This window comes from Lysobacter sp. Soil_C_59, assembly GCF_057656415.1.
The window spans coordinates 140,648-165,292 of sequence record NZ_JBDGKK010000007.1 but is presented as its reverse complement, the minus strand read 5'-3'; the positions used below and the strand labels follow the sequence as shown (position 1 = coordinate 165,292).

Genomic DNA, 24,645 nt, shown 5'->3' with positions numbered 1-24,645 from the left:
TCCCGGTCCGGGCAGGGAGCCCGGGCCAAGAGGGCAGGCGAGGCGACGGCGAAGAGCGGCAGGCAGCACCAGTACTTCGAAAGCAACACGACACATAACTAGCAACACATAACGAGGACGACGACATGGCACATTTCGAACTGGTTGAAAAAATGGCCCCGAACGCGGTGATCAAGGTTGTTGGCGTGGGCGGTGGCGGCGGCAACGCTGTTGCGCACATGGTCAGCGGCAATGTCGATGGCGTGGAGTTCATCACCGCCAACACCGACGCGCAGGCGATCAAGAACTGTGGCGCCAAGCTGCAGCTGCAGCTCGGCAGCAACGTGACCAAGGGTCTCGGTGCTGGCGCCAATCCCGAAGTCGGCCGCCAGGCCGCGCTGGAAGACCGCGAGCGCATCATGGATGCACTGACCGGTGCCGACATGGTGTTCATCACCGCCGGCATGGGCGGTGGCACCGGTACCGGCGCTGCGCCGGTGGTGGCACAGCTGGCCAAGGAGATGGGCATCCTGACCGTCGCCGTGGTCACCAAGCCGTTCCCGTTCGAAGGTCGCCGCCGCATGCAGGTTGCGCTCAAGGGCATCGAGGAACTGAGCCACCACTGCGACTCGCTGATCACCATCCCCAACGAGAAGCTGATCACCGTCCTCGGCCGCAACGCCACGATGATCCAGGCCTTCCGCGCCGCCAATGACGTGCTGCTCGGCGCCGTGCAGGGCATCGCCGACCTGATCGTCCGCCCGGGCCTGATCAACGTCGACTTCGCCGACGTGCGCACCGTGATGAGCGAGATGGGCCTGGCGATGATGGGCACCGGCTCGGCACGCGGCGACGACCGCGCCCAAGCTGCCGCCGAGTCGGCGATCCAGAACCCGCTGCTCGACGACGTCAACCTGTCCGGCGCCAACGGCATCCTGGTCAACATCACCGCCGGTCCGGACTTCACGATGGCCGAGTTCGACGAAGTCGGTCGCACCATCGAGAACTTCGCTTCCGAAGACGCCACCGTCGTCATCGGCACCGTGCTCGACCCGGACATGCAGGACGAGGTCAAGGTCACCGTGGTCGCCACCGGCCTCAACCGTGCCGTCTCCCGCCAGTCCGTTCGCGGCAGCGAGAAGGAAGCACTGCGCGCCCCGATCACCCTGGTGCGCAATGCCACCACCGGCCAGCCGGAATTCGGCGCGATGGAAGACATGGCCGCCCCGGTGCGTCCGAGCTTCGGCAACAGCCTGCGCGGCAACACCAGCGGCCGCTCGGTTGAACCGTCGTCGTCGCCGGCCGTGGCCGACTTCGGCAGTGACAGCAGCTACCTGGACATCCCGGCGTTCCTGCGCCGCCAGGCAGACTGATGGAGTAGCTCCCTCCCTTTCGCCCGGCGAAGGGGGAGGGAAAGGCAAGGCCTCTCCCTGGCGACAGGGAGGGGGCAAAACCGTCGTCGTCTCCTGTAGTCCCCAGGCCTCCTGGCGGGGCTTTAGGCCGGTCGGCTCGCACCAGCGGGCCGACCGGCCATCTTGCCCGGCCCATAAGGCCGGACAGTGACGAATTTCCGTTAAGGTTCAGGCTGCCCGGTGGTATTCTTTCGCGCCGTTCAGGCGAGAACGATTTGCATCTGCCTGCTCGCGGCCCTACATATCCCGGACGCGTATGGATGCGCTCCAGTCCACGTAACAGGTCCGCCCCCGACAGGTTTGCCCAGATGCTGCGCCAGCGCACCCTCAAGAACGTGATCCGCGCCACCGGCGTGGGCCTGCACAGCGGTGAGAAGGTCTTCCTTACCCTGCGTCCGGCTCCGGTCGATACCGGCATCGTGTTCCGCCGCGTCGATCTCGACCCGGTGGTGGAAGTGCCTGCCAGCGCGGAGCTGGTCACCGAGACCACGCTGTGCACGGGCCTGAGCTGCGGACCGGCCAAGATCCAGACCGTCGAGCACCTGCTGTCGGCCCTGGCCGGGCTGGGCATCGACAATATCTATGTGGAGCTGTCCGCGGCCGAAGTGCCGATCATGGACGGATCCTCGGGCCCGTTCGTGTTCCTGCTGCAGTCGGCCGGCATCGCCGAGCAGGAAGCGCCCAAGCGTTTCATCCGCATCAAGCGCGCGGTGGAAGTGCGCGACGGTGACAAGGTCGCGCGATTCGAGCCCTACGACGGCTTCCGCCTGGACTTCACCGTGCAGTTCGACCACCCGGCCATCCCGGCCTCGCAGTCGCGCGCGGTGGTGGAGTTCTCCACTGCCAACTACATCCAGGAAGTCAGCCGCGCCCGCACCTTCGGCTTCATGCGCGACCTGGAATACATGCGCGAGCGCAACCTCGGCCTGGGCGGCTCGATGGACAACGCGATCGTCCTCGACGAATTCCGCGTCCTCAACGACGACGGCCTGCGCTACGCCGACGAGTTCGTCCGCCACAAGATCCTCGACGCGGTGGGCGACCTCTACCTGGCCGGTCACCCGGTCATCGGCACCTATGTCGGCTTCAAGTCGGGCCACGCGCTCAACAACAAGCTGGTCCGTGCGCTGCTCGCCGAGCGTTCAGCCTGGGACGAGGTTACGTTCAGTGAAACCGATGCCACGCCGGCACCGGTCGCCTACGGCGTGCCCGCCACCGCCTGAGGCATGGTCTGCCGCCTGATGCGGCAAACGGTTACCTGAATTGGAAGGGCGTCACAGACGTGAACATCACGTGACGCTTTAACAATTCTTTAACGGAAACCTATCAAATTGTTTCTAACCCTTTAACAAATTCAAAGGGTTGGGCCTTTAGCATGCCCCGACCGCAGCCAATCGGTGGATCCCGGCAACAAGTTTGCCAAGGGTCGACCAGGTTCGGCGGCCCCCCTACGAACCGGCAGAGTCCGGATCTTTCAGGGAGGCCAGAGCGGCCTGCAGTGCTAGCAGTGCAGTCGCTGAGATGGGTTTGGCTTTCCGATCCGATTGTGGGGAGGCAGTCGTCGGAGTTGTCGTTTTGACGATCAGTTCAGCCGCATCCAGCCCGACGGAACGGGCCGCGTCGAGCAGTTCCGGGGCAGCGAGCCGCAACTTGGCACGCCATACCGGGGCATCGACGACAAACACGAGCCTGCCTCGTTCGTAATTGGCCAGCCGCGCGTGCGCGGCCAGAGACGGGGGCAGGTGTGGGCGTAACCGTAGGTCCAGTTGTTCGAGCCACAAGGCACGACGAATTGGGCCACCAGCGGGCTCGGCCAGCAGCGCATCAAGCGCGGCTTGCGGAGTCGATGGACCTCTCTTGGGGTTCCTGGGCTTGGAATCAGACATAAGACATGACCTATCCATCCATCGTAAACAAAACCCGCGCCCAGCTGTCGCATTGGTTGCAGCAGGCCGGTTACTGGGGAGCGCAGCGTCCCGCCCTGGCCATCGCCCTTCTGCTCGGCGGCGGCGCGGCGATCGGTGCAGGCGCCGGCATTGCCGACAACGCCCTGCTGCGAAGCAAGGCCGAGAACCAGGAAGCGCTGATCGCGGCCACCCGCCGTGACGCCCAGCGCGAGATCAATGCCCTGGCCGCCCGCATGGGCGAGCTGCAGGCCGAGGCCAACCGCCTCAACGCCCTCGGTGAGCGCCTGACCCGTATCGGCCAGCTCCAGGACGGCGAGTTCGATTTCGACAAGCCGGTCGGCATCGGTGGTGTCGGTCCGGTCCGCGACATGACCAAGTCCGAGCTCGACGAAGGCATGGCCACCCTGGGCCAGCAGTTCAAGGCCTCGGGCGAGCAGCTCTCGGTGCTCGAGTCGCTGCTGTTCAACCGCCAGCTCGACATGAACGCGGTCCCGGGCCGCGAGCCGATCGCCGGCAGCTACATAACCTCCGGCTTCGGCGGTCGCGCCGATCCGTTCAACGGCGGTCACGCCAACCACAAGGGCCTGGACTTCAAGGCCAACGTCGGTGACCCGGTCCTGGCCGTGGCCGATGGCGTGGTCAGCTACTCGGGCGTGCGCTCAGGCTATGGCAACGTGATCGAGGTCGACCATGGCAATGGCTACGTCACCCGTTACGCCCACAACTCGCGCCTGACCCACAAGGTCGGTGAGCTGGTGCGTGCCGGCCAGGAAATCGCCAAGGCCGGTTCGACGGGCCGCTCCACCGGTGCCCACGTGCACTTCGAGGTGTGGGAGAACGGCCGCGTGGTCAATCCGCGCAACTTCCTCAGCCAGCAGTCGCCGCTGAAGGTCCAGATCAAGGGTTGATCCCTTCCGCGCCCTTTCCCGCAAGCGGGGGAGGGCTGGGGTGAGGCCGGCAGGCGCCTTGCAAGCACCGACCCTCGCCCCCACGGTACAATCGGACTGGCCACAGTTCAGGCTCGATGCGATCGGGGCGCAAGGCGCCCCGATTCCATTTCAAGCCGACCTCCTTCCGGGGAACTTGCTGGCGGACGCGCACTCTGAGTGCGTCCTGCCTGCTGGTTCCCCTGTTCCGCTTTCCGGACCCGTACATGCTCAACAGCCTGCTTACCCGCGTTTTCGGTAGTCGCAACGATCGCCTGCTGCGTCAACTGCAACGCTCCGTCCTCAAGATCAATGCCCTCGAGCCGCAGATGGAGAAGCTCAGCGACGCTGAGCTGCAGGCCAAGACTGCCGAATTCCAGAAGCGCATCGCCGACGGCGAGTCGCTCGACAAGTTGCTGCCGGAGGCGTTCGCCGTCTGCCGCGAGGCCTCGCGCCGCGTCCTGGGCATGCGCCATTACGACGTCCAGCTGATCGGCGGCATGGTCCTGCACCTGGGCAAGATCGCCGAGATGCGCACCGGTGAAGGCAAGACCCTGGTGGCAACGCTGCCTGTCTACCTCAACGCCCTGGAAGGCAAGGGCGTCCACGTCGTCACCGTCAACGACTACCTGGCCCGCCGCGACTCGGCGTGGATGGGGCGCGTGTACAACTGGCTGGGCCTGTCGGTCGGCGTGGTCTACCCGGGCATGCCGCACGGCGACAAGCACGCGGCCTATGGCTGCGACATCACCTACGGCACCAACAACGAGTTCGGCTTCGACTACCTGCGCGACAACATGGCGCTGTCGAAGGAAGACCGTTTCCAGCGCGGCCTCAATTACGCGATCGTCGACGAGGTCGACTCGATCCTGATCGACGAGGCGCGCACGCCGCTGATCATCTCCGGCCCGGCCGACGAATCGCCGGAGCTGTACATCAAGGTCAACCGCCTCGTCCCGAACCTGATCCGCCAGACCACCGAAGAAGGCGAGGGCGACTACTGGGTCGACGAGAAGAGCAAGCAGGTGCACCTGTCGGAATCCGGCCAGGAACACGCCGAGGCGCTGCTGCGCCAGGCCGGCATCCTGCAGGGCGAAGACGATTCGCTGTACGGCGCGCAGAACCTGGGCGTGGTCCACCACCTCAACGCCGCCATGCGCGCGCACGCCATCTACCAGCGCGACGTCGATTACATCGTTCGCGACGGTGAAGTGGTGATCGTCGACGAATTCACCGGCCGCACCCTGGCCGGCCGTCGCTGGTCCGACGGCCTGCACCAGGCGGTCGAGGCGAAGGAAGGCGTGCCGGTCCAGCGCGAGAACCAGACGCTGGCGAGCATCACCTTCCAGAACCTGTTCCGCATGTACAACAAGCTGTCGGGCATGACCGGTACGGCCGACACCGAGGCGTACGAGTTCCAGAGCATCTACGGCCTGGAAGTGATCGTGATCCCGACCCACAAGCCGGTGCAGCGCAAGGACCACGCCGACGCGGTGTTCCTCAACCGCGCCGGCAAGTACCGCGCGGTGCTGGCCGAGATCAAGGACGCCAACGCGCGCAAGCAGCCGGTGCTGGTCGGCACCACCTCGATCGAAGTGTCGGAGATGCTCAGCCAGCAGCTGCGCGACGCCGGCATCCACCACGAGGTGCTCAATGCCAAGCAGCACGAGCGCGAAGCGCAGATCGTGGCGCAGGCCGGTCGCCCGGGTGCGATCACCATCGCCACCAACATGGCCGGCCGCGGTACCGACATCGTGCTCGGCGGTTCGCTCGAGAACGAAGTGGCCCTGCTCGAAGCCAGCAACGGCGGCGAGCTGGACGAAGTCACCAAGGCACGCCTGAAGTCGGAATGGCAGGCACGCCACGAGGCCGTCAAGGCCGCCGGTGGCCTGCACATCGTCGGCACCGAGCGTCACGAGAGCCGCCGCATCGACAACCAGCTGCGCGGTCGCGCCGGTCGCCAGGGCGACCCGGGTTCGAGCCGCTTCTACCTGTCGCTCGAAGACAACCTGATGCGCATCTTCGCGGCCGACTGGGTGCAGCGCGTGATGGCGCGCATGGGCCTGAAGGAAGACGACATCATCGAAAGCCCGCTGGTGTCCAAGCAGATCGCCAACGCGCAGCGCAAGGTCGAGGCCCACAACTTCGACATCCGCAAGAACCTGCTCGACTTCGACGACGTCAACAACGACCAGCGCAAGGTGATCTACGCCCAGCGCGACGAACTGCTCGAAGCCGAGAACGTCGAAGAGAACATCGAAGGCCTGCGCAGCGACGTCGTCGCCGACACCGTCGCGCGCTACGTCCCGCTCAACTCGATCGACGAGCAGTGGGACCTGCCGGGCCTGGAAGCGACGCTGGAGCAGGACTTCGGCGTGGCCGTGCCGCTGGTGGCGATGGCGAAGGAGAGCGACGAGCTCGACGCCGAGACCATCGAGGAGCGCGTGCAGCAGGCCGTGCTGGGTCACTTCAGCGAGCGCGAAACCCAGCTTGGCGCCGAGACCATGCGCATGCTGGAAAAGCACATCATGCTCAACGTGCTCGACCAGAACTGGAAGGAGCACCTTGCGCGCATGGATTACCTGCGCCAGGGCATCCACCTGCGTGGTTACGCGCAGAAGCAGCCCAAGCAGGAGTACAAGAAGGAAGCGTTCGAGCTGTTCAGCGAGATGCTGGAGAAGGTCAAACGCGAAGTGGTGACCCTGCTGGCGCGCGTGCGCATCCGCAGCGAGGACGAAGTGGCCGCGCTGGAAGCGCAGGAACGCGCCGCCGCCGAGGCCCAGGCCCGGCAGATGCAGTTCCAGCACGCCGATGTCGGCGGCTACGGCGCCGACGAGGAAGCCGCGCAGGCGCGCGCGCTGACCGGTGGCAACGATGCCTTCGCCAGTGTCGGCCGCAACGATCCGTGCCCGTGCGGCAGCGGCAAGAAGTACAAGCACTGCCATGGGCAGATCGCCTGACCCGCAGTTGCATTGCTCTGAACCCCCTCTCCCGCCTGCGGGAGAGGGGTTGGGGTGAGGGCAGGGCGCCAAAAGTGCGCACACCATGACCGGTCATCCCCCTCCAGCTGTTTCCTCGAACCCGACGGGCCCCGACAGGTCGGTGCCCACGCGCATCGTCGAAGTCATGGCCGGCGTCATCCGCGACGCCCGTGGCCGCATCCTGCTGGCGCGACGCACCGAAGGCCGCGACCTGGCAGGCCTGTGGGAATTCCCCGGCGGCAAACACGAACCCGGCGAGTCGGCCGAAGACGCGCTGGTGCGCGAACTCCACGAAGAACTCGGCATCGATGTCGAACTGGGCCCGCCGCTGATCACGGTGCCGCAGCTCTACCCGGACAAACGCCTGCGTCTGGACGTTCGCATCGTCGCCCACTGGCGCGGCAACGCGCGCGGGCGCGAGGGGCAGGCCCTGGTCTGGGTGCCGCCGCACAAGCTCGCCAGTTATGCGATGCCGCCGGCGGATCGTCCGGTGGTGGCCGCCCTGTTGCAGCCATCGCATTACCTGGTCACGCCGACCCCCGAAGACGACGACGCACTCTGGTTGCTGCAGCTGGAAGCCGCGCTGGCGGCCGGCGTTCGCCGCGTCCAGCTGCGTGCTCCCGGGCTCGATCCGGCACGGTGGCGATTGCTCGCGGCCCAGGCGGTCGAGCGTTGCCGGCACGCCGGCGCCGAAGTGCTGATCAATGCCGATGCTGCCCTCGCGACGGAACTGGGGACCGGCCTGCACCTTCCGTCCGCGCTGCTGCACGCGCAGCATCAGCGGCCGCTACCGCCGGAGCAGCCGCTCGCGGCCTCCTGCCATGTCCTTGAGGACCTGATTGCCGCAGAGGCACTGGGCTGCGACTTCGTGGTGCTCGGCAGTGTCAGGGCAACGCCGAGCCATCCTGGCGTAGCCGGCATGGGTTGGGACACGTTCGCCACATTGCGCGAGCATGTGGCGCTGCCGATCTATGCGATCGGCGGACTGACTCCTGACGACCTCGACGAAGCCCGCGCACACGGTGCCCAGGGCGTGGCCGCGATTCGCAGCCTCTGGCCTGCGTGATCAGCCGCGGCCGACGACCGCGGCCAGGGCACGATAGCGGCGATCAAGCGCTGCAATGGGTCCATCGAGCGCGTCCAGCGATCCGTCGTTGACCAGCACATCATCGGCCACGGCCAGGCGCTGCGAACGCGTCGCCTGCGCCGCGATCATCCGGTCTGCCAGCCCGGCATCGACGCCATCGCGCGCCATCAACCGTGCGCGCTGCACGGCGACCGGCACATCGACCACGAGGATCCGCGCCAGCCACGGATAGGCTTCGCGGCCACCGCCCTCGGTCAGCAACGGGATGGCGGCGATTGCATAAGGGCCAGGGGCCGCGAGGCAAGCTTCATGCAGTGCAATCCGCACGCGCGGGTGGATGATGGCTTCCAGGCGTCGACGCGCGGCCTCGTCGCCAAAGACCCGCTTGCGCATGGCTGCCCGATCGAGGCTCCCACCGTCGGCCAGGACTTCTTCCCCGAACGCCGCGACTACTTCGGCCAGCCCGGCCGAGCCGGGCGCCACGGCGGCACGGGCGGCGACGTCGGCATCGGCCACGACAATCCCGAGCTCCTCGAACCGTCGCGTGACGACGCTCTTGCCGGAGGCGACGCCACCGGTGACGCCAATGATGAAATCGCTCATCCGCGGATCATATAGGCCCCTGTCCCGCCTGCGGGAGAGGGGGGCGTGGTGCGGTCAGCCGCCTCAGCGCAGACCGGAGACCCGCATGTAGGTCCCGACGATCTGCTCGCCCCAGAAGAAGGCGATCCAGCCGGCAATGGCCAGGTAGGGACCGAACGGAATCGGCGTGGCGCGGTCGCGCCCCTTCATTGCCAGCCAGATCGAGCCGACGATCGCACCGACCACCGAAGAGAGCAGGATCGTCGGCAGGATGCCCTTGAGGCCGGTCCAGGCGCCAATGGCGGCCAGCAGCTTGAAGTCGCCATGGCCCATGCCTTCCTTGCCCGTGAGTTGCTTGAACAGCCACCACACGGTCCACAGGCTCAGGTAGCCCGCAACTGCGCCGAGCAGGGCGGGCTTGGCGGGAAAATAGAGATTGTCAGACGCGGCTATCAACCCCAGCCACATCAATGGCAATGTCAGCTGGTCGGGCAATAGCTGCGTGCGCAGGTCAATGCCCGACAGCACGATCAGGAAGCAGGTGAAGACGATCGCGCCGAAGCCTTGCCAGCCGAAACCGAAGCGCCAGACGCAGGCGACCACCAGCAGCATGGTCAGCAACTCGACCAGCGGGTACTGCGGCGAGATCGGCGTCTTGCAGCTGCGGCAACGACCGCGCAGCGCCAGGTAGCTGAACACCGGAATGTTCTCGTACCAGGCCAGCTGGTGCTTGCAGTGCGGACAGTGCGATCTCTCGATCACGATGCCTGGCGGTGGCGGATCGTAGGTCTCCGGCTCGCCCAGGACCTCGCGGCTGTCACGCCGCCACTGCCATTCCAGCCGCTTGGGCAGCCGCAGGATCACCACGTTGAGGAAGCTGCCGACCAACAGGCCGAGCCCGGCCGCCAGCGGAAAACCGATGGCGGGGTTCTGATCTAGGAATGCCATGCGTCGGATTGTGGCCTAAGTAGTGCTCGCGTGGCGATCAGCCGACCGTGGCGGCCAGCTTGAAGATCGGCAGGTACATGGCGACGACCATGCCGCCAACGATTACGCCCAGGAACACCATGATCAGCGGTTCCAGCAGGCTGGCCAGCGCGTCCACCGCGTTGTTGACTTCCTGCTCGTAGAACTCGGCGACCTTGAACAGCATGGTGTCGAGTGCGCCGGCCTCTTCGCCGATCGCGGTCATCTGGGTGACCATGTGCGGGAACAGGTTGACCTGCTTCATCGCCACATTGACCGGGTAGCCGACTGCGACGTCGTCGCGGATGTTGCGCACTGCGTCTTCATACACCACGTTGCCGGTGGCGCCGGCGACCGTGTCCAGCGCCTCGACCAGCGGTACGCCGGCCTTGAAGGTGACGGCCAGCGTGCGCGCGAAACGGGCGATCGCCGAGTTGTGCATGATCTGGCCGACGACCGGAACCTTCAGGATCATGCGGTCGAGCAGCCGCGAGAACGCCACCGAACGATTCTTGGCCATGATGAAGGCCACGATCGCACCTACAACGCCAATTAGTATCACAAACCACCAGGCCACCATGAACCGGCTCATGGCCACGATCAGTTTGGTGAAGGCCGGCAAATCCGCACCGAAACCCTTGAAAACCTCCTCGAACTGCGGCACGACGAACACGAGCAGAATCGAGCTGACGATCAGGGCGACGGCGATGACCATCGCCGGGTAGAACATCGCCTTCTTGATCTTGCCCTTGAGGGCCTCGAGGTTCTCCTTGTAGGTGGCGACCGTATCGAGGACAACCTCAAGCACGCCGGCAGATTCACCGGCCTTGACCAGATTGCGATACAGCTCATCGAATTGCACGGGATGCTTGCTAAGCGACTCGTGCAGCGATGAGCCACTTTCGATGTCCGCGCGCACCGAGTTAACCAACTTCGACATCCGCGGATTCTTGTTACCGTTTGCGATGATCTCCATCGCACCGACAATCGGCACGCCCGACTTCATCATCGTCGCGATCTGGCGGCTGAACACTGCGATGTCGAGTGGAGTGATGCGCTTGCCGGCGGCGCCGAACAGAGGCTTGGCCTTGGCTTTGACCGCCTTTGGCTGAATGCCCTGCTTGCGCAGTTCCGCGCGCAACGCGTTGGCATTCTTGGCCTGCGTTTCACCCTTCATCACCTTGCCGCGCTTGTCAGTTCCCTGCCACGTAAAGACGGGCAGTGCATCGGCGCGGCGCACGGGGTTGGGCTTGGTGGCAATGCGAGTCGCGGACATGGTTTAGTCCTTGGTTACACGGTTGATTTCGGCGAGGCTGGTAACGCCGTTCTTGACTTTCAGCATCGCCGACTGACGAAGGTCGTTGACGCCGGACCGCAGTGCGGCCTCGGCGATCTGCATGGCATTGCCGCCGGCCAGCACGATCGCCTGGATTTCTTCGGTCATTGGCATGACCTGGTAGATGCCGGTTCGACCCTTATAACCCTCGGTGCAATCGGCGCAGCCAACTGCCTCAAATATCTTCAGGCCATCGGCAATCTCGTCGGGCTTGAAGCCTTCGGCTAGCAGCGCGTGCTCCGGCAGGTGCACTTCGCGCTTGCAGTCGTGCAGGCGCCGCGCAAGGCGCTGGGCGATGACCAGGGTCACGGACGAAGTGATGTTGAACGGCGCAACGCCCATGTTCATCAGGCGCGCGATGGTCTGCGGTGCGTCGTTGGTGTGCAGGGTGGACAGCACCATGTGGCCGGTCTGGGCGGCCTTGATGGCGATCTCGGCCGTTTCCAGGTCGCGGATTTCGCCGACCATGATCACGTCCGGGTCCTGGCGCAGGAAGCTTCGCAGCGCGGCGGCGAACGTCATGCCGCGCTTGACGTTCATCTGCACCTGGTTGATGCCGGGAACCCGGATTTCGACCGGGTCCTCGACCGTGGAGATGTTGCGCTGTTCGTCGTTGAGGATGTTCAGACCGGTGTACAGCGACACTGTTTTACCCGAGCCGGTCGGGCCGGTCACCAGCACCATGCCGTAAGGCTTGGCCAGGGCCTGCTCGTAGAGCGCGCGCTGCGCGTCCTCGTAGCCGAGCTTGTCGATGCCCAGCTTGGCCGCGCTGCCGTCGAGGATACGCATCACCACCTTCTCGCCGAACAGGGTCGGCAGGGTGCTGACGCGGAAGTCGACCTGCTTGGTCTTGGAGATGTTGAGCTTGATGCGGCCGTCCTGCGGCACGCGCTTCTCGGCGATGTCGAGCTGCGCCATGACCTTCACCCGCGCGGCAATGCGCGCCTGCAGGCTGGTAGGTACCTTCGCGACCTGTTTAAGCAGGCCGTCGATGCGCAGGCGCACGCGGTATTCGGTTTCGTAGGGTTCGAAGTGAATGTCCGATGCGCCCTTTCGGATCGCATCGACCAGCACCTTGTTGACGAACTTCACCACCGGGGTGTCGTCGGTCTTGACGTCCACGCCGCTTTCGTTGGCGAGATCGGCATCGCCACCCGATACGTCCAGGGATTCCAATCCATCCGAATCGCCGACCGTGTCGGCCAGCGCGTCGCTTGCCTCCAGCCACGTTTCGATGCAGCGCTTGATCCGGTCCTCGTCCACAAGGATCGGCTCAATGGCCAAATTGGTCTGGAACTTGATCTCTTCAAGTGCCTGGTTGTTGGTCGGATCAGCAATGCCCACAAACAGACGATTGCCGCGCTTGAACAGCGGCAACACGGAATGCTTGCGTATCAGAGCTTCATTTACGACCTTGATGGCGGACTGCTTGGGGTCGAAAGCCGACGCATCAAGCAAAGGCACGCCGAATTCGACCGAGTTGGCCGCAGCCATTTGCGCCGGAGTGACCAGGCGCTTCTCCGCCAGATAGGCGGCTATGGGCTGCTTCAGGCTCGTGGCGTTCGCCAAGGCTTGGCGGGCGGCAGTATCTTCAAGTGCCCCGTCCAGCACAAGGCGCCGGGCAATGCCGGTGATCCCCACCAGATTGGCAGTGGCAACGGTGCTCATGGAGCCCCCTGTAATTCCCCGATCGGACTGTACCTCAATCCCGTTGCCTGGGGAGCGGACCGTGCGCACGTTTGTGCAGTCCCGCGGCCGCAGCCCCATTAAGAAAACGGGGACGCATGCACCTTCCTGGGGGAGGCCCGATCGCCTACTCTGTGGCAAAGGGGGAGGGGATGCGCGTTTCCGTAGTACTACCTGCTAAGAACGAGGCCGAGGGCCTGGCCAGGACACTGCCAGCCCTGCGGGAGCTGTGGCCCGAGGCCGAGCTGATCGTGGTCGATGACGGCTCCAGCGATGGAACTGCCACGATTGCTGCCCAGCAGGGGGCCCGGGTGCTGTCGTCCCCGTACTCCATGGGCAATGGCGCCGCGATCAAGCGCGGTGCCAGAGCCGCCTCGGGCGAGGTAATCGTGTTCATGGATGCCGACGGCCAGCACAGCGCCGGACATATCGGACTGTTGCTAGAGAAACTGGGCGAGGGCTACGACATGGTCGTGGGCGCGCGGGACGGCTCGGGCCAGGCAAACTTTCACCGGGGGCTGGCAAACGGTGTCTACAACCGCCTTGCCAGTTGGATGACCGGCCACAGGATCCTGGACCTAACATCCGGATTCCGGGCGGTTCGTGCTGACAAGTTCCGGGAGTTCCTGCATCTGTTGCCCAACGGATTCAGCTATCCGACCACCAGCACGATGGCCTTCTTCCGCAGTGCTTACCCTGTGGCCTATGTGCCGATCCCGGTGGCGAAGCGGGTCGGCAACGGAAGTCACATCCGGCCAATCAAGGATGGCATCCGCTTCCTGCTGATCATCTTCAAGATCGCGACGCTGTACTCACCCGTGAAGCTGTTCGCTCCCGCGGCAATTGCGTTCTTCCTGCTCGGCGCTGGCTACTACGCCTACACCTATGCTGTCATGGGTAGGTTTACCAACATGAGCACGCTGTTGTTTAGTGCCTCGGTCATCATTTTCCTTATCGGACTGGTTTCGGAGCAGATTACTTCCCTGACCTACACGCGGCAGGATCGTGGATGACCTTGAGGTCCCTGGCGCGATGGGTTGGTCGCTCCCCGCTGCATCCCCAATGGTTGCTCGGACGCCGTCAGCCGCCAGCGGCGCTTTCGGGCCGGGGGGGTAGGGTGCTGGACGTCGGGGCTGCCGATGGCTGGCTCCGCCACTTCCTGGCGGATGATTGCGAATACGTCGCCTTCGACTATCCGGTAACCGTGAAGCAGCTGTATCGGACGAAGCCTCATGTGTTCGGTGATGCTGCCAATCTGCCGTTCGCCGATGCGACCTTTGATCACGTTGCTTGCCTGGAGGTGCTGGAGCATGTCCGGGATCCTCATGCTGTGCTGTTGGAGATCGCGCGCGTACTCAGACCAGGAGGGCGTGCGCACCTCACGATGCCGTTCATGTATCCGGTCCACGACGCCCCGCATGACTATCAGCGCTGGACGGAATCAGGCTGGATAAACGGTTCGCAACGGGCGGGGCTGGAAGTCATGGGGCTGGTACAGTCAACCCATCCGGTTGAGACCGCAGGCGTCATCGCATGTCTCGCCCTTGCCGGTCCACTGCAGGATGCGTCGCGCGTCCGTCAGGTCATCTATCTTCCCATTGCTGCGACGCTGGTTTGCGTCATCAACCTCGGGGCCTGGCTACTGGCATCCATATGGCCAACCTGGCGCGCAATGACGGTTGGCTATCACGTGGAACTGGTCCGGCCTTGATTGAGAGTGGGCAGCCACCTGGGGGTCGACGGCCGAGATTGCTCGTGCTGGCGTCGACGTATCCCCGGTGGGCCGGGGATCCGGAACCGGGATTCGTGCATGAACTGTGCAAGCGACTGACCCGGGAATTCACGGTGACGGTGGTCACTCCGCATGCCCGGACGGCCCAGCGGCACGAGTGCATGGATGGTGTCCACGTCCGCCGGTTCCGCTATGCACCTCCGTCGCTGGAGACGCTGGTGAGCGATGGCGGCATTGTGAACAATCTGAAGCGACGTCCTTGGAAGTGGCTGCTCGTACCTGGCTTTCTGATCGCCTCGGTCATCTCGAGCCTGCGGATTGCACGCACCATACGGCCAGACGTCGTGCATGCGCACTGGCTCATTCCGCAGGGAGTGATCGCCGCGGTGCTGGAAACATTGCTCTCCCGCTCGCCGCCATTTGTGGTGACGTCGCACGGGGCCGACCTTTTCGCGCTCAACGGTCGAATTCCAGTCCTCGCCAAACGCTTGGTGGTCGGGCGCGCGGCTCTCGTCACGGCCGTGAGCAATTCCATGGCGCCAATTCTGCTATCACTTGGCGCCAATAAAGACAGACTCGCCATTGCATCCATGGGTGTTGACCTCGACGACCGGTTCGTTGCCGATCCGACGGTCCCCCGGTCACGGCACGAGATCCTCTTTGTCGGACGTTTCGTCGAGAAGAAGGGGCTGCATTTATTGATCGCAGCGATGCCGACGATCCTCAGAGCCAAGCCTGACGCTCATCTCACCGTCGTTGGGTTCGGGCCAGAGGAGGCGCGATGCCGCACTCTTGTCGCGCAGTTGGCAATCGAGGGTCGGGTGACCTTCCTGGGGCCTGTATCGCAGGACCTGTTGCCATCTCTGTACCGACGAGCCGCCGTTTTCGTTGCGCCGTTTGTCAGGGCTGCGGACGGCGACCAGGAGGGCCTGGGTCTCGTCGCCATTGAAGCCATGGGGTGCGGATGTCCCGTGGTACTGGGCGAGGTCGATGCAGTTGCTGAAGTTGCCCAAGTGGCGGGTGACTGGGCGGTCGTTACTCCCGTCGTACCCGATACGCTTGCCGCCGCCGTGCTGCGTCAAATGGAATGCCCGTCACCAGAGAAGTCGCTGGGCGCACTCAAAGCGCGCTTTGGCTGGCATGGCGTGGCAGAGCGCTATTCCACTTGGCTACAGCAGGTAGCCATGCAAAGGCGCCGGTGATGACACCACTTTCCAAATCCTCCGGTCGTCGGCCATGAAGCGGGTCTGGTTCCCGGTGATCCGTGCCAACTCCGGCGCCGACGTTTTCACCGAGCGACTCTTGGCTGCATTACGCCGGAGAGGCGTGGACGTCGCCGCCTCCTGGTTTCCCCGCGGATATGAGTTCCTTCCTGAGGCGCTGCGCTGGCAGCGTATTCCCCGCGGTACCGACGTGATCCACGCCAACAGCTGGAACTCGCATGTCTGGTTGGATCGCGGAATTCCGCTAGTAACAACCGTCCACCACCTCGTCCACGATCCGGCATATGCACCGTTCCGATCCACAGCGCAGGCGACCTACCATCGATGGCACGTGCGCTGGCGCGAACAGCGCGCGATCCGCCACTCGCCTGGTGTGACAGCGGTTTCGAACTACGTGGCTCGTACGGTTCGAGACTTCTCGGGGCGACAGGACATCAATGTCATCCCGAACTGGCTCGAAACGAACCGCTATACGCCGCTTCAGCGGACTGGGAATACCGCTTCTTCCTCCCGCTTTCGATTGCTTCTTGTAGGCAACTTGGGGCGTCGCAAAGGAGGCGACCTCCTGCTTCCGTTGTCCAAGCTGCTCGACGAGGGATTTGAACTTCATTGCACTGGAGGACTCCGTGGAGCGCCACCGGGCGATGCTGGAAACATCCGTTGGCTGGGTCGGTTGAGCGAGGCCGATCTGATCGATGCCTACCAGCGTTGCGACGCCGTGATCTCGCTTTCGAGGTACGAGGGCTTCGGCTACACTGCGCTGGAGGCAATGGCCTGCGCAAAGCCATTCGTGGGTTTTCAGACAAGCGCGCTTTCGGAAGTGGTCACCCATGGCGTAACCGGACTATTGGGGCCGATCGACGACTTGGAAACCCTAGCCGCGAATTGCAGGCTATTGCGTTCGGACGCGGAGCTTGCGGCCGCAATGGGCCAGTCTGGACGTGAAGTCGCCGGTTCGCGTTTCAGCGAAAGCGCCGCGATCGATGCCTATCTGGAGTTGTACGAGCGACTGCTCTGAAGCGAACCGCTCCACCTTCATCGTGCTGGCGGTTGCGGTGCTCGACCGCTGATTGCGCGAAGCAACCCTTTCCAGGGCGTAAGGCTTTGCGATGATAGGGAGCGCCACGTCGCTCGTACAGGAAGCGATATGGTCCGGCCTAGACGCATCAGGAACCTGTCGCGCGGGCGTGAGGCCAGTGCATTGGCAAGCAGAAGATGCCCGCGCATCACGTGATACTCGTAGAACAAGCTGCCCCTGCGCGAAGAGCCGCTACCGGCATGTACAAACCTGGCCTCAGGTGCCAGCACCAGTCCGAAACCGTCGGCGCGCGCACGTGACGAGAATGCTATGTCTTCGCCGTACATGAAGAATCGCGCGTCAAACGGGTGTGACCGGGCGAAGTCTGCCGGCACGAGCATGCACGCCCCACTGATGTAGGGAATGGTGCCTGGCCATTGCTGTGTAAAAGTCAGGGCAAGGAAACGCTGGTACCAGAGGATTCCGCCGGCGCCGCCAGCATTCGGAACGGCGGAGACCAGCGCTTTCCCGCCGTGCGCGTCTAATGCCAGTTGCAGGGTTTCGACCATGCCGGGTTCGGCAATGGCATCGCTGTTGATGAACAAGAACGCGTCGGCGGCATCTACCGACTCGACGCCCAACGCTACGCCGGCGGCAAATCCGAGGTTGGCGGGTGCCCTGATCACCCGGCAAGAAGGGGCTCCATCGAACAGTCTGATCAAGTGTAGATGGTGTTCTTCCGACTCGGAGTTGTCCACCACGACGGTCTGCACGATCTGGCCATGGAGGCTGTAGACGCAGCGTGCAGTCATCTCGGCGTCGCGGTAGTTCAGTACAACCGCGACAACCCTCATTGAGACCTCCCTCGGCCTTTGCATGCCGCCGGGCTCAGCGCTGCGAGTGCGCGGTATGCCTTTGAGTTCTGTTGCAGACGCAGTAGGCCCAGGCTGAGCAAGGCCGCGTGTTGCCAGGGTTTGGGCCGGAGGTGGGCGAGAAGGCCTGAGTGCTGGAATCGGCGATAGGTGGCAATTCCCAGCGGTGCCGCTTTCAGGCAGTAGCGGTACCACATGCTCGAGATCACCCGCTTGGCGTCTGCGTCCTCGAACTGGCCAGCCAGTCTTGAAAGCCAATTTTCGGTCAAGACGACTTCTTCGATCGACTGCGGCGGGCGTGGTGACCTGACATCGACATGGATTCGCCTCTCTTCCTCCGATGCGGCGATGCCCAGGGCCTGCAGGTAATCGAGCGATACTCCGGCGGCAATTCGCCATTGTTCAGCGTGCAGGCGGGAGGACGTCTGCGAGGGATGCCGCCGATGCCGCAACAACACCTCGGGAAGATTCGCCATCCTTGCTCCGGCCAGCGACAGTCGTGCCCAAAGGTCGTAGTCCTCGAGAATCCCCGATTCTTCGCGATACGGCACACGTCGCAGCAGGTCGCGGCGCAGCATCACGGTGGGCTGCGAGAACATCGGGCAGAACATAAGGCCTGCGCGGATGCCGTGATGCTCGGAAGGATATCGTTGGACCCGCTCGCGACCGTCGCCGAACACCGACATCCAGCCGCCGAGCACGTCGATGTTTTCCTCCATGGCGTGGAGCTGACGCTCGAAACGGCTTGGCACCGCAATGTCGTCGCCGTCCATGCGTGCCACCAGAGCGCCACGCGCTTCACCGACCAGGCCATTGATCGAAGCGGCGACGCCGCGATTGGAGTCGTTGCGCCATACGCCGATGCGGCGGTCACGTCCAGCCAAGCGGGTGAGGCTTTCATGGGTGCCATCGCCCGAAGCATCGTCGACCACCAGCAATTCGAAGTCGCCAACAGTCTGCCGGAGGATGCTCTCCACTGCTTCTTCCACGTACGGCCCGACGTTGTACGTCGACATCAGAACCGAGATCAGCGGTGTTGCGCTCATGGCCGGCTCGCAGTGACCACCATGTCGCCGCCGGTTCGCGGGGAAAGCCAGGCATGCAGCTCACTAATGGCTGCCGCGATCCGGCCGTACCGTACGGTCCGGCTCTGGATCATGAGGTTGTCGTGGCCTTCGCCACCCAGTTGCATGGCGCTCGACACGCGATGTACGTAGTGTTCGAAAAAACCGCGGGGCCGGAAGCGGATGTCGCTCAATCCGCTGTCGAGCAGTATCTGTTCAAGCGCCGTTGGCGAGAACAGCTGCAGGTGTGCTGGAGCCTGCAATGAGGCCCAGTCCCGGCCGAACCGCTGGTGGGCATTGCTCGAAAAGTTCGGCGTACCGATCCAGAGGGATCCGCCGGGCTTGAGCAAACGGCGCAGCGTCCTCACAAACTGTGCAGGATCATGTACATGCTCGATCACCTGGTGGCTCGTGATGGCGTCGAATGACTCATCTGGAAGCTTTGCATCTTCGATATCGCCACAGAAAGCATCGATTCCCTGCGCCGCCGCATGCTGCAGCGCCTGCGAATCGAAGTCGACCCCGAACACGTTCCAGCCTTGGTTGCGGGCACGCGCAAGGAATTCGCCGTTACCGCAGCCGACATCGAGCAGGCGGCATGCACCAGGTGATGGTTTGGCCAGGTGGCGTGCGTGATGATCCCATTCGTGCCGGAACGGTGGGGGGAGCAGATGCATCGCTCCGTATCCCCAGCTTGAAGTCGGTTCAATGCCGAACTGGTATTTACAGTTGAGATACCCGTTGCGAAGCCGGGTGCGCAGAGAGCCCAGCACACCTTGGCGGGTGAGGGGGTCTTGCTTCGTGCGGTGCGTTTCGTAGCTCTGGTATGCCAGGCCGATTGTATTGCGATCGGGTCGTGGATCGAGGTAACCACTTTCGCACTCGCGACAGCGATACAAAGTCCACTGACCGGGGGCCCCGAACAAGCGGTCGGTCAGGCCTTCGTAAAGAACCGAACGTCTCTCGCTTCCGCATACGGGGCAATGGCCGAGGTACTCCAGTCCATCAGCTGGCCAAGAGGAGGCATCGGCGGGCTTTGTTGGCAAATGTGGCATGGCTCAATCGGGCTTTCGACGCTCAACGGTGGAGGCTGCGGACGGGCTTGGGAATCGACAGGCAATCCACATGCCCGTTGCCATCAGGATTTCGGCAGCATAGGTACTAATCACTGCACCTTTCCAGCTAGCCGTCGGGATCCACCAAAGATTGAGCAGGATGTTGGCGACGGCGCCTGCAACCAGGATGGCTACCAGAACCCGGGTTCGGTCCGACCCCAGCAGTAGATTCTGCAGCAGCAAGCGAGGTGCCGATACTAGTGGGAGGAAAGCCAACCATCGCAAGGGCATCAGCGTTGCACTGTAGTCCGGACCGAGAATCCAGCATAGCAACGGCGCGGCAATCCAGATCAACGGCACCGCTACCAGCGCGTATGCGCAAGGCCAAAGCGCAAGGCGCTTCACATATTCGAGGGCAGCAGAGTGGCCGTCCTCGGACGTGCGAAAGATGCGTGGAAGGGCGGCGGTCAGCAACGAGACGACCGGAACCCCTGCCAGTTCTGCGACCCGGTACGCGGAGGAATACGCGCCCGTGACTGCCAGCGTATCCATCCGCCCAAGCATGGTCTTGTCGATGTCGCCGTACAGTCGAAGGGCGAGCCCGCCAGCAGCAAAGGGTCCTCCCTCGCGGAGCGCGCGGGCTAACTCTGCGCGTCGAGGAACAGTCGCAGAGCCCAGATCAGTGCGAGTCTTGTTCAGGGCGTATACCGCCGCGATTAGCGCGGAAGCCGCATATAGCCAGGACCACGAGATCAATACGTCATCAGGCGCGAGCTTTGCCAGCGGCCATAAGGCGAGGACGGCTGTCAACCGGGGAACGGTTGGTGCCACCAGCACACGGGAAGCATCGCTCAGACGTTCATGTGCTTGGTAAGCCGTGGCCGCCGCCGCGTTGACCGGAGCAAACATGATCTCGGCGATGCCGAGCAGCATCGCAGCCATGGCTGGAACCTGCGGCGGCAGAAGGAAAAAGGCCAGTGTCCCGTAAACGAGCAGGAGGAGCGGGCCCGTCAGTGCGATCGCGCCGAGCGTGCGGCCCCAGGCCGACGAGAATGTTCCGGGTGCGCGTGCGACGTCACGCAGCATGACCGTGTGCGCACCGAATGCGCCCAGCTGTCCGATGGCAGCGGCCAGCGCGAGGACGGCAGAGAAGGCGCCGTAGTCACTGACGCCAAGTATCCGTGCAACCAGGATGAACATCGTCGCCTGGATGAGCGTACGCACACCAAGTCCAGCCGTGAGTGCGAACGTGCCGCGAAACAGGCGCCCCGGTCGCCAGGCGACCATTGCCCGTGCTTTACCTTGCATGTCACGGAACGCCATTGGCGACCGCTACCGCCCAGGCGTAATCAACCGCGGTGCGGTCAATCGTCCTGGCCCCGTCATAGGCTGGCACCCTGGGCGGGCTTGCCCACTCGTGTTTTGGCGTCGTTGATCAGACCGAGCGCGCGGGCACGCTCAAGTACGGCTTCCGCTTGGTGGTACCGGCCATCCGCCGTCAGGGAGGCAAACACTTTTGCAGCGTACTCGCTGTCCGTCGGGTTCTGCTCAATCGCTGCAATGAACATTTGATCAGCCAAGGCCTCGTCATGCAGGTACGCCACGGCATGGTCGCCAAGGCGGGCATACACGTGGGCCGGCAGCTCGACGCGAGAGGCGAGCATGATATACGCGTCAGCAAGCCGGCGGTCATCGAGTTCGATGCCATCGTAGCGCTGCTGGATCAGGCCCGAGACTGCGATCTGCTCCTGGGGGCCGATAGGGCGGGTGCGCAGCTTGTCGATGAATCGCTGCCACCATTCTTCCTTGACCGGTTGGCCCATGCTCGCGGCGAAGAGGATCAATGCCTGCTCTGGCAAGGGCGACGCATCAGGCAGCCGCGATCCGCGCTCGAATTCGCCGATGCCCATGGCGTAGAACGGGGATGCCGGGTTGCCATCGGCGACCACCATGTACTGCTCGCCAAGGTCATTGCTGGCTCGGGCTGATGCGGGCGCTTTGTGCACCAGATCCAAGGCCAGGTTCAGCGAGTTGCCCCAAGTCGCCGATCGTATGAGGCTCATCGCCCCGAACGCCAGAATCACGGCAACCACCGCGATCTGCTTAAGCGCAGGACCGTCCCGCATCGGGATCCTGCGAATCAGGTCGGCAACGGCCAGTAGGATGCCGAGCATCGCAAAATAATTGCGGTGTTCGAACACCAGTTCGAGATTGAACACATTGCTGGTTAGCAGGTGGGCGCCGAAGAACCAGAGGATTCCGAGCGACACGAGCGGCAAGCATCGTCGCATACGCCAGGCAATTGCCAACAGCGCCAAGACAAGCGCGCCGCCGGCGAGAGTGGTGGCGGGGCTCAGCAGGCCGGTCGATTTGGGGAATGCGTCGTAGTAGAACGTAAGGCTGCCGGGCAGCGGAAGCAGGATCTGCCCGAGGTAAAGCGGTAGTACGCGGAGCTGCGTCAGCAGTCGTTCCTGCAGGTCGAAGTTGCGACCGTCGAAAGCATGCGGGGCCATTGCTGCTGGCAGCGCCCAGAACAGGAAAATCACCGCCGCCAGCAGCGCGCCGAGCAGATAGCCACCCTTCAATAGACGTTGGGTATTGCTCGAACGAGCGTCGAAGCCCAGAACCGTCAGCTCAAGGGCGAGGGTGTAGGCAGGCAGCAGAACCGCGTTTTCCTTGCTGAGTAGACCCAGGCAACCCAGAGCCAAGGCGCCGGTAAGCCAGGGCCATCCGCGCTTGCCTTGACCCTGTAGGACTCGCCCGCGCAGATACGCGACGAGTGCGAGCAGGACGAAGGTTGTGGACAGGATCTCCATTCGCTGGACGACGTACAGCACCGAAGACGTCTGCAACGGGTGGATCGCCCAAAGCAGCGCGATGGCAAACGCAACGGAGGCAGGCCAAGTAGACTTGACTCGGGGCAGCGCAAGAACGCGCTTGAGGAGCAAAAGGACCAGTAGTGCGTTGACGAGATGGATCACCAGGCCGACGAATTTATAGCCCCAGGGATCCTTTGCGCCGATCAGGTAATTGATCGCGAACGAGACCGTCGCCATCGGGCGGCCGAACGGGCCGGGCTGGTAGGCGACGGCTGCCGTCTTGAGCGATGCCCAGTCCAGGACTTCCATCTGGATCTTGGAATTGGTGACGATGTTCGGGAAGTCGTCAAACAAGAAGCCGCCACTCAGTCCGGGCCAGAAGACCAATGCGGTGACGATCAACAGCAGGACGGGGAGTGCGGCGGAATTGCGGTAAATCGGGGGCATCGACGCTTCGATCCGGCGGGCTTGCCCGCAGTGTAGGCGGCTTGGTCCGGGTTGGGATAGGCCGCCCTTGAGTTATCCATCCAGGCCTAGCTGCAGTCAGCTGGCCTGTGCTTCTGGGCAATGCTCGCGCTCACCTTGCAGGTCCAGACGCCACTGCTGCTGCGGTCAATTTCGATGGTCTTGCCAGCAATCGCCGGATGCCCCTTGACTCTGCAGCGGATGTATCCATTGTTGACCGAAGGATCCATCGTGATGTCGCAGCGCGGCGTCGGCGTGTGGAGGCCGAGGTCGGAGACATTGAAGGTGGTGGAGCTGTTGGCGACAACTTGCGACTCATAAGTCGACTTGCCACCAGTAATTTCTTCTAGGCCCGCGGTCAGCTGGCTACGGATGGTGTAGTCCTGGTAGGCCGGAAGTGCGATGGCCGCGAGAATGGCGATGATCGCGACCACGATCATCAGTTCGATCAGGGTAAATCCATTTGACCTGTGCATATCTGCCCCCTGCAGATGTTGCGGTTCAACAAGAGACGCACAAATCATGCCAGCCGAGACGGCGAGCCCACGGCCGGGATCGTTCCGATTGGAGTTGGTGTGTGACACCCGTAAAAAAAACCCCGGCAGGGCCGGGGTCTTCTTGTTTACCTGGAAAGCACTTATCAGCTGCAGCCAGCCGGCTTGTACTTCGCATCAACCGTCGTGGAGCATTCCCAAGCACCGGTAGCCGAGGTGCGGGTCAGGGTAATGGTCTTGGTAGCGACCTTCGGGTTGCCGGTCAGCGTGCACTGGATGGAGCCAGAAGCGCCAGTGGTCGGCAGAGAGACAGTCGCGCAACGAGTGGTCGGGGTGCGCAGGCCAATCAGGGGCAGGGTCTGAACCTGGGTGCCCTTGTTGATCATTTCTTCAAACGCCGTCACGCCGCCACGGATGTCGGCCAGGCCAGCGGTGACCTGCGAGCGGGCCACGTAGTCCTGGTATGCCGGCAGCGCGATGGCGGCCAGGATGGCGATGATCGCCACGACGATCATCAGTTCGATCAGGGTGAAGCCTTGCTGATTGTTCTTCATGTGTTTCCCCTAGGAGTGTTTTTTTACTTCACGTGCCATTGGGTCGGGCCTTCCGATCCTCGGGCAGCCGTGCGCCACGGCACGTGCGCTGAAAATACACGCATAAGCCGTGCCAAGGGTGGTTTTACCCGTCCTCGTTACCAATCTGGGTATGCGTTCACGCAAAATGTCAGAACCCGCCGGGGGCGCTGTGACGTTATTTGTCAGTTTCTTCGAGGCAGTGACGCTGGGCGTCAGCGCTCGGGCCCGGCCGGCGCTGGGGCGGGTTTGGACCCGATAGGCTGCCGAACGACTGCCATGGGCACTTGCTGCCGATGTGTGTGCGGTGCGTCAGCTTTTTATCTCAGGCGGTGCGGGACGACAAGCGCCGGTGCGGGTTTGCGCAGGAACCGTTCACCGCGCGTTGGGTGAGTCTGCGCGTGCGAGTGAAGCGGGGCATCGGCGCTGACGAGTAGTCGGCGCTGGATGGATCCCGGCTTTCGCCGGG

At 63.6% G+C, this 24,645-nt stretch carries 21 protein-coding genes; 9 read left to right on the top strand and 12 right to left on the bottom strand.

Annotated features, from left to right (window positions below; genetic code table 11):
* Positions 1-125: 125 nt before the first annotated feature.
* Both ftsZ and lpxC read left to right on the top strand, forming a co-directional pair.
* Positions 126-1,352 (top strand): cell division protein FtsZ, encoded by a 1,227-nt coding sequence (ftsZ, locus tag AC3A3Q_RS14255; RefSeq protein WP_200606775.1) that lies wholly within the window; start codon positions 126-128, stop codon positions 1,350-1,352.
* Between the two features lie 347 nt (positions 1,353-1,699).
* Entirely contained in the window at positions 1,700-2,614 is a 915-nt protein-coding gene (gene lpxC, locus AC3A3Q_RS14250; RefSeq protein WP_200606773.1) for a UDP-3-O-acyl-N-acetylglucosamine deacetylase, read from the top strand.
* 225 nt (positions 2,615-2,839) lie between these two features.
* On the opposite strand, the gene AC3A3Q_RS14245 is transcribed toward lpxC, so the two are convergent.
* Positions 2,840-3,277 carry a DciA family protein gene (locus tag AC3A3Q_RS14245; RefSeq protein WP_487586859.1) on the bottom strand — a complete coding sequence of 146 codons (438 nt, stop codon included), beginning with the start codon at positions 3,275-3,277 and terminating at the stop codon, positions 2,840-2,842.
* Between the two features lie 5 nt (positions 3,278-3,282).
* Between AC3A3Q_RS14245 and AC3A3Q_RS14240 the strand changes: the two genes are divergently transcribed.
* The 3 genes from AC3A3Q_RS14240 (at position 3,283) to AC3A3Q_RS14230 (ending at position 8,271) form a co-directional block, all read left to right on the top strand.
* Positions 3,283-4,206 carry a M23 family metallopeptidase gene (locus AC3A3Q_RS14240; protein WP_487586858.1) on the top strand — a complete coding sequence of 308 codons (924 nt, stop codon included), beginning with the start codon at positions 3,283-3,285 and terminating at the stop codon, positions 4,204-4,206.
* Positions 4,207-4,451: 245 nt separating this feature from the next.
* Positions 4,452-7,184, top strand: a complete 2,733-nt coding sequence (secA, locus tag AC3A3Q_RS14235) for a preprotein translocase subunit SecA (RefSeq protein ID WP_487586857.1) — start codon at positions 4,452-4,454, stop codon at positions 7,182-7,184.
* 142 nt (positions 7,185-7,326) lie between these two features.
* A complete protein-coding gene (locus AC3A3Q_RS14230) occupies positions 7,327-8,271 on the top strand; it encodes a Nudix family hydrolase (RefSeq protein WP_487586856.1) in 945 nt (314 codons plus the stop codon).
* Here the strand turns inward: AC3A3Q_RS14230 and coaE are convergent, their stop codons facing one another.
* The 4 genes from coaE to pilB form a co-directional block, all read right to left on the bottom strand.
* On the bottom strand, positions 8,272-8,895 hold the full coding sequence (coaE, locus tag AC3A3Q_RS14225) for a dephospho-CoA kinase (protein WP_487586855.1): 624 nt from the start codon (positions 8,893-8,895) through the stop codon (positions 8,272-8,274). It abuts the gene before it with no gap.
* 63 nt (positions 8,896-8,958) lie between these two features.
* On the bottom strand, positions 8,959-9,822 hold the full coding sequence (locus AC3A3Q_RS14220; protein ID WP_487586854.1) for a prepilin peptidase: 864 nt from the start codon (positions 9,820-9,822) through the stop codon (positions 8,959-8,961).
* Positions 9,823-9,859: 37 nt separating this feature from the next.
* A complete protein-coding gene (locus AC3A3Q_RS14215; protein WP_487586853.1) occupies positions 9,860-11,116 on the bottom strand; it encodes a type II secretion system F family protein in 1,257 nt (418 codons plus the stop codon).
* A gap of 3 nt (positions 11,117-11,119) precedes the next feature.
* Positions 11,120-12,844 carry a type IV-A pilus assembly ATPase PilB gene (gene pilB / locus AC3A3Q_RS14210; RefSeq protein ID WP_487586852.1) on the bottom strand — a complete coding sequence of 575 codons (1,725 nt, stop codon included), beginning with the start codon at positions 12,842-12,844 and terminating at the stop codon, positions 11,120-11,122.
* A gap of 170 nt (positions 12,845-13,014) precedes the next feature.
* Here pilB and AC3A3Q_RS14205 point away from each other — a divergent pair, with 170 nt between their 5' ends.
* From AC3A3Q_RS14205 to AC3A3Q_RS14190, 4 genes are all read left to right on the top strand, one after another.
* Positions 13,015-13,875 (top strand): glycosyltransferase family 2 protein, encoded by an 861-nt coding sequence (locus tag AC3A3Q_RS14205; RefSeq protein ID WP_487586851.1) that lies wholly within the window; start codon positions 13,015-13,017, stop codon positions 13,873-13,875.
* Positions 13,872-14,573, top strand: coding sequence for a class I SAM-dependent methyltransferase (locus AC3A3Q_RS14200; RefSeq protein ID WP_487586850.1), 702 nt, complete (start codon positions 13,872-13,874; stop codon positions 14,571-14,573). Before AC3A3Q_RS14205 ends, AC3A3Q_RS14200 begins: the two co-directional genes overlap by 4 nt.
* 95 nt (positions 14,574-14,668) lie before the next feature.
* The gene (locus tag AC3A3Q_RS14195) at positions 14,669-15,796 is read left to right on the top strand and encodes a glycosyltransferase (protein WP_487586849.1); all 1,128 of its coding nucleotides are present in this window, start codon (positions 14,669-14,671) and stop codon (positions 15,794-15,796) included.
* A 34-nt stretch (positions 15,797-15,830) separates the two neighbouring features.
* Positions 15,831-16,835 (top strand): glycosyltransferase family 4 protein, encoded by a 1,005-nt coding sequence (locus tag AC3A3Q_RS14190; protein WP_487586848.1) that lies wholly within the window; start codon positions 15,831-15,833, stop codon positions 16,833-16,835.
* A gap of 17 nt (positions 16,836-16,852) precedes the next feature.
* Here AC3A3Q_RS14190 and AC3A3Q_RS14185 read toward each other — a convergent pair whose 3' ends face one another.
* From AC3A3Q_RS14185 to AC3A3Q_RS14155, 7 genes are all read right to left on the bottom strand, one after another.
* Positions 16,853-17,689, bottom strand: a complete 837-nt coding sequence (locus tag AC3A3Q_RS14185) for a glycosyltransferase family 2 protein (protein ID WP_487586847.1) — start codon at positions 17,687-17,689, stop codon at positions 16,853-16,855.
* On the bottom strand, positions 17,686-18,753 hold the full coding sequence (locus tag AC3A3Q_RS14180) for a glycosyltransferase family 2 protein (RefSeq protein WP_487586846.1): 1,068 nt from the start codon (positions 18,751-18,753) through the stop codon (positions 17,686-17,688). The genes AC3A3Q_RS14185 and AC3A3Q_RS14180 overlap by 4 nt, the downstream gene beginning before the upstream one ends.
* Entirely contained in the window at positions 18,750-19,448 is a 699-nt protein-coding gene (locus tag AC3A3Q_RS14175) for a class I SAM-dependent methyltransferase (protein ID WP_487586845.1), read from the bottom strand. The genes AC3A3Q_RS14180 and AC3A3Q_RS14175 overlap by 4 nt, the downstream gene beginning before the upstream one ends.
* Positions 19,449-19,829: 381 nt before the next feature.
* A complete protein-coding gene (locus AC3A3Q_RS14170; RefSeq protein ID WP_487586844.1) occupies positions 19,830-21,149 on the bottom strand; it encodes an oligosaccharide flippase family protein in 1,320 nt (439 codons plus the stop codon).
* 59 nt (positions 21,150-21,208) lie between these two features.
* Complete coding sequence (locus tag AC3A3Q_RS14165; RefSeq protein ID WP_487586843.1) at positions 21,209-23,092, bottom strand: hypothetical protein; 1,884 nt, start codon at positions 23,090-23,092, stop codon at positions 21,209-21,211.
* Positions 23,093-23,178: 86 nt separating this feature from the next.
* On the bottom strand, positions 23,179-23,586 hold the full coding sequence (locus tag AC3A3Q_RS14160; protein WP_487586842.1) for a pilin: 408 nt from the start codon (positions 23,584-23,586) through the stop codon (positions 23,179-23,181).
* 164 nt (positions 23,587-23,750) lie between these two features.
* Positions 23,751-24,158, bottom strand: a complete 408-nt coding sequence (locus tag AC3A3Q_RS14155) for a pilin (RefSeq protein WP_487586841.1) — start codon at positions 24,156-24,158, stop codon at positions 23,751-23,753.
* Positions 24,159-24,645: the final 487 nt, after the last annotated feature.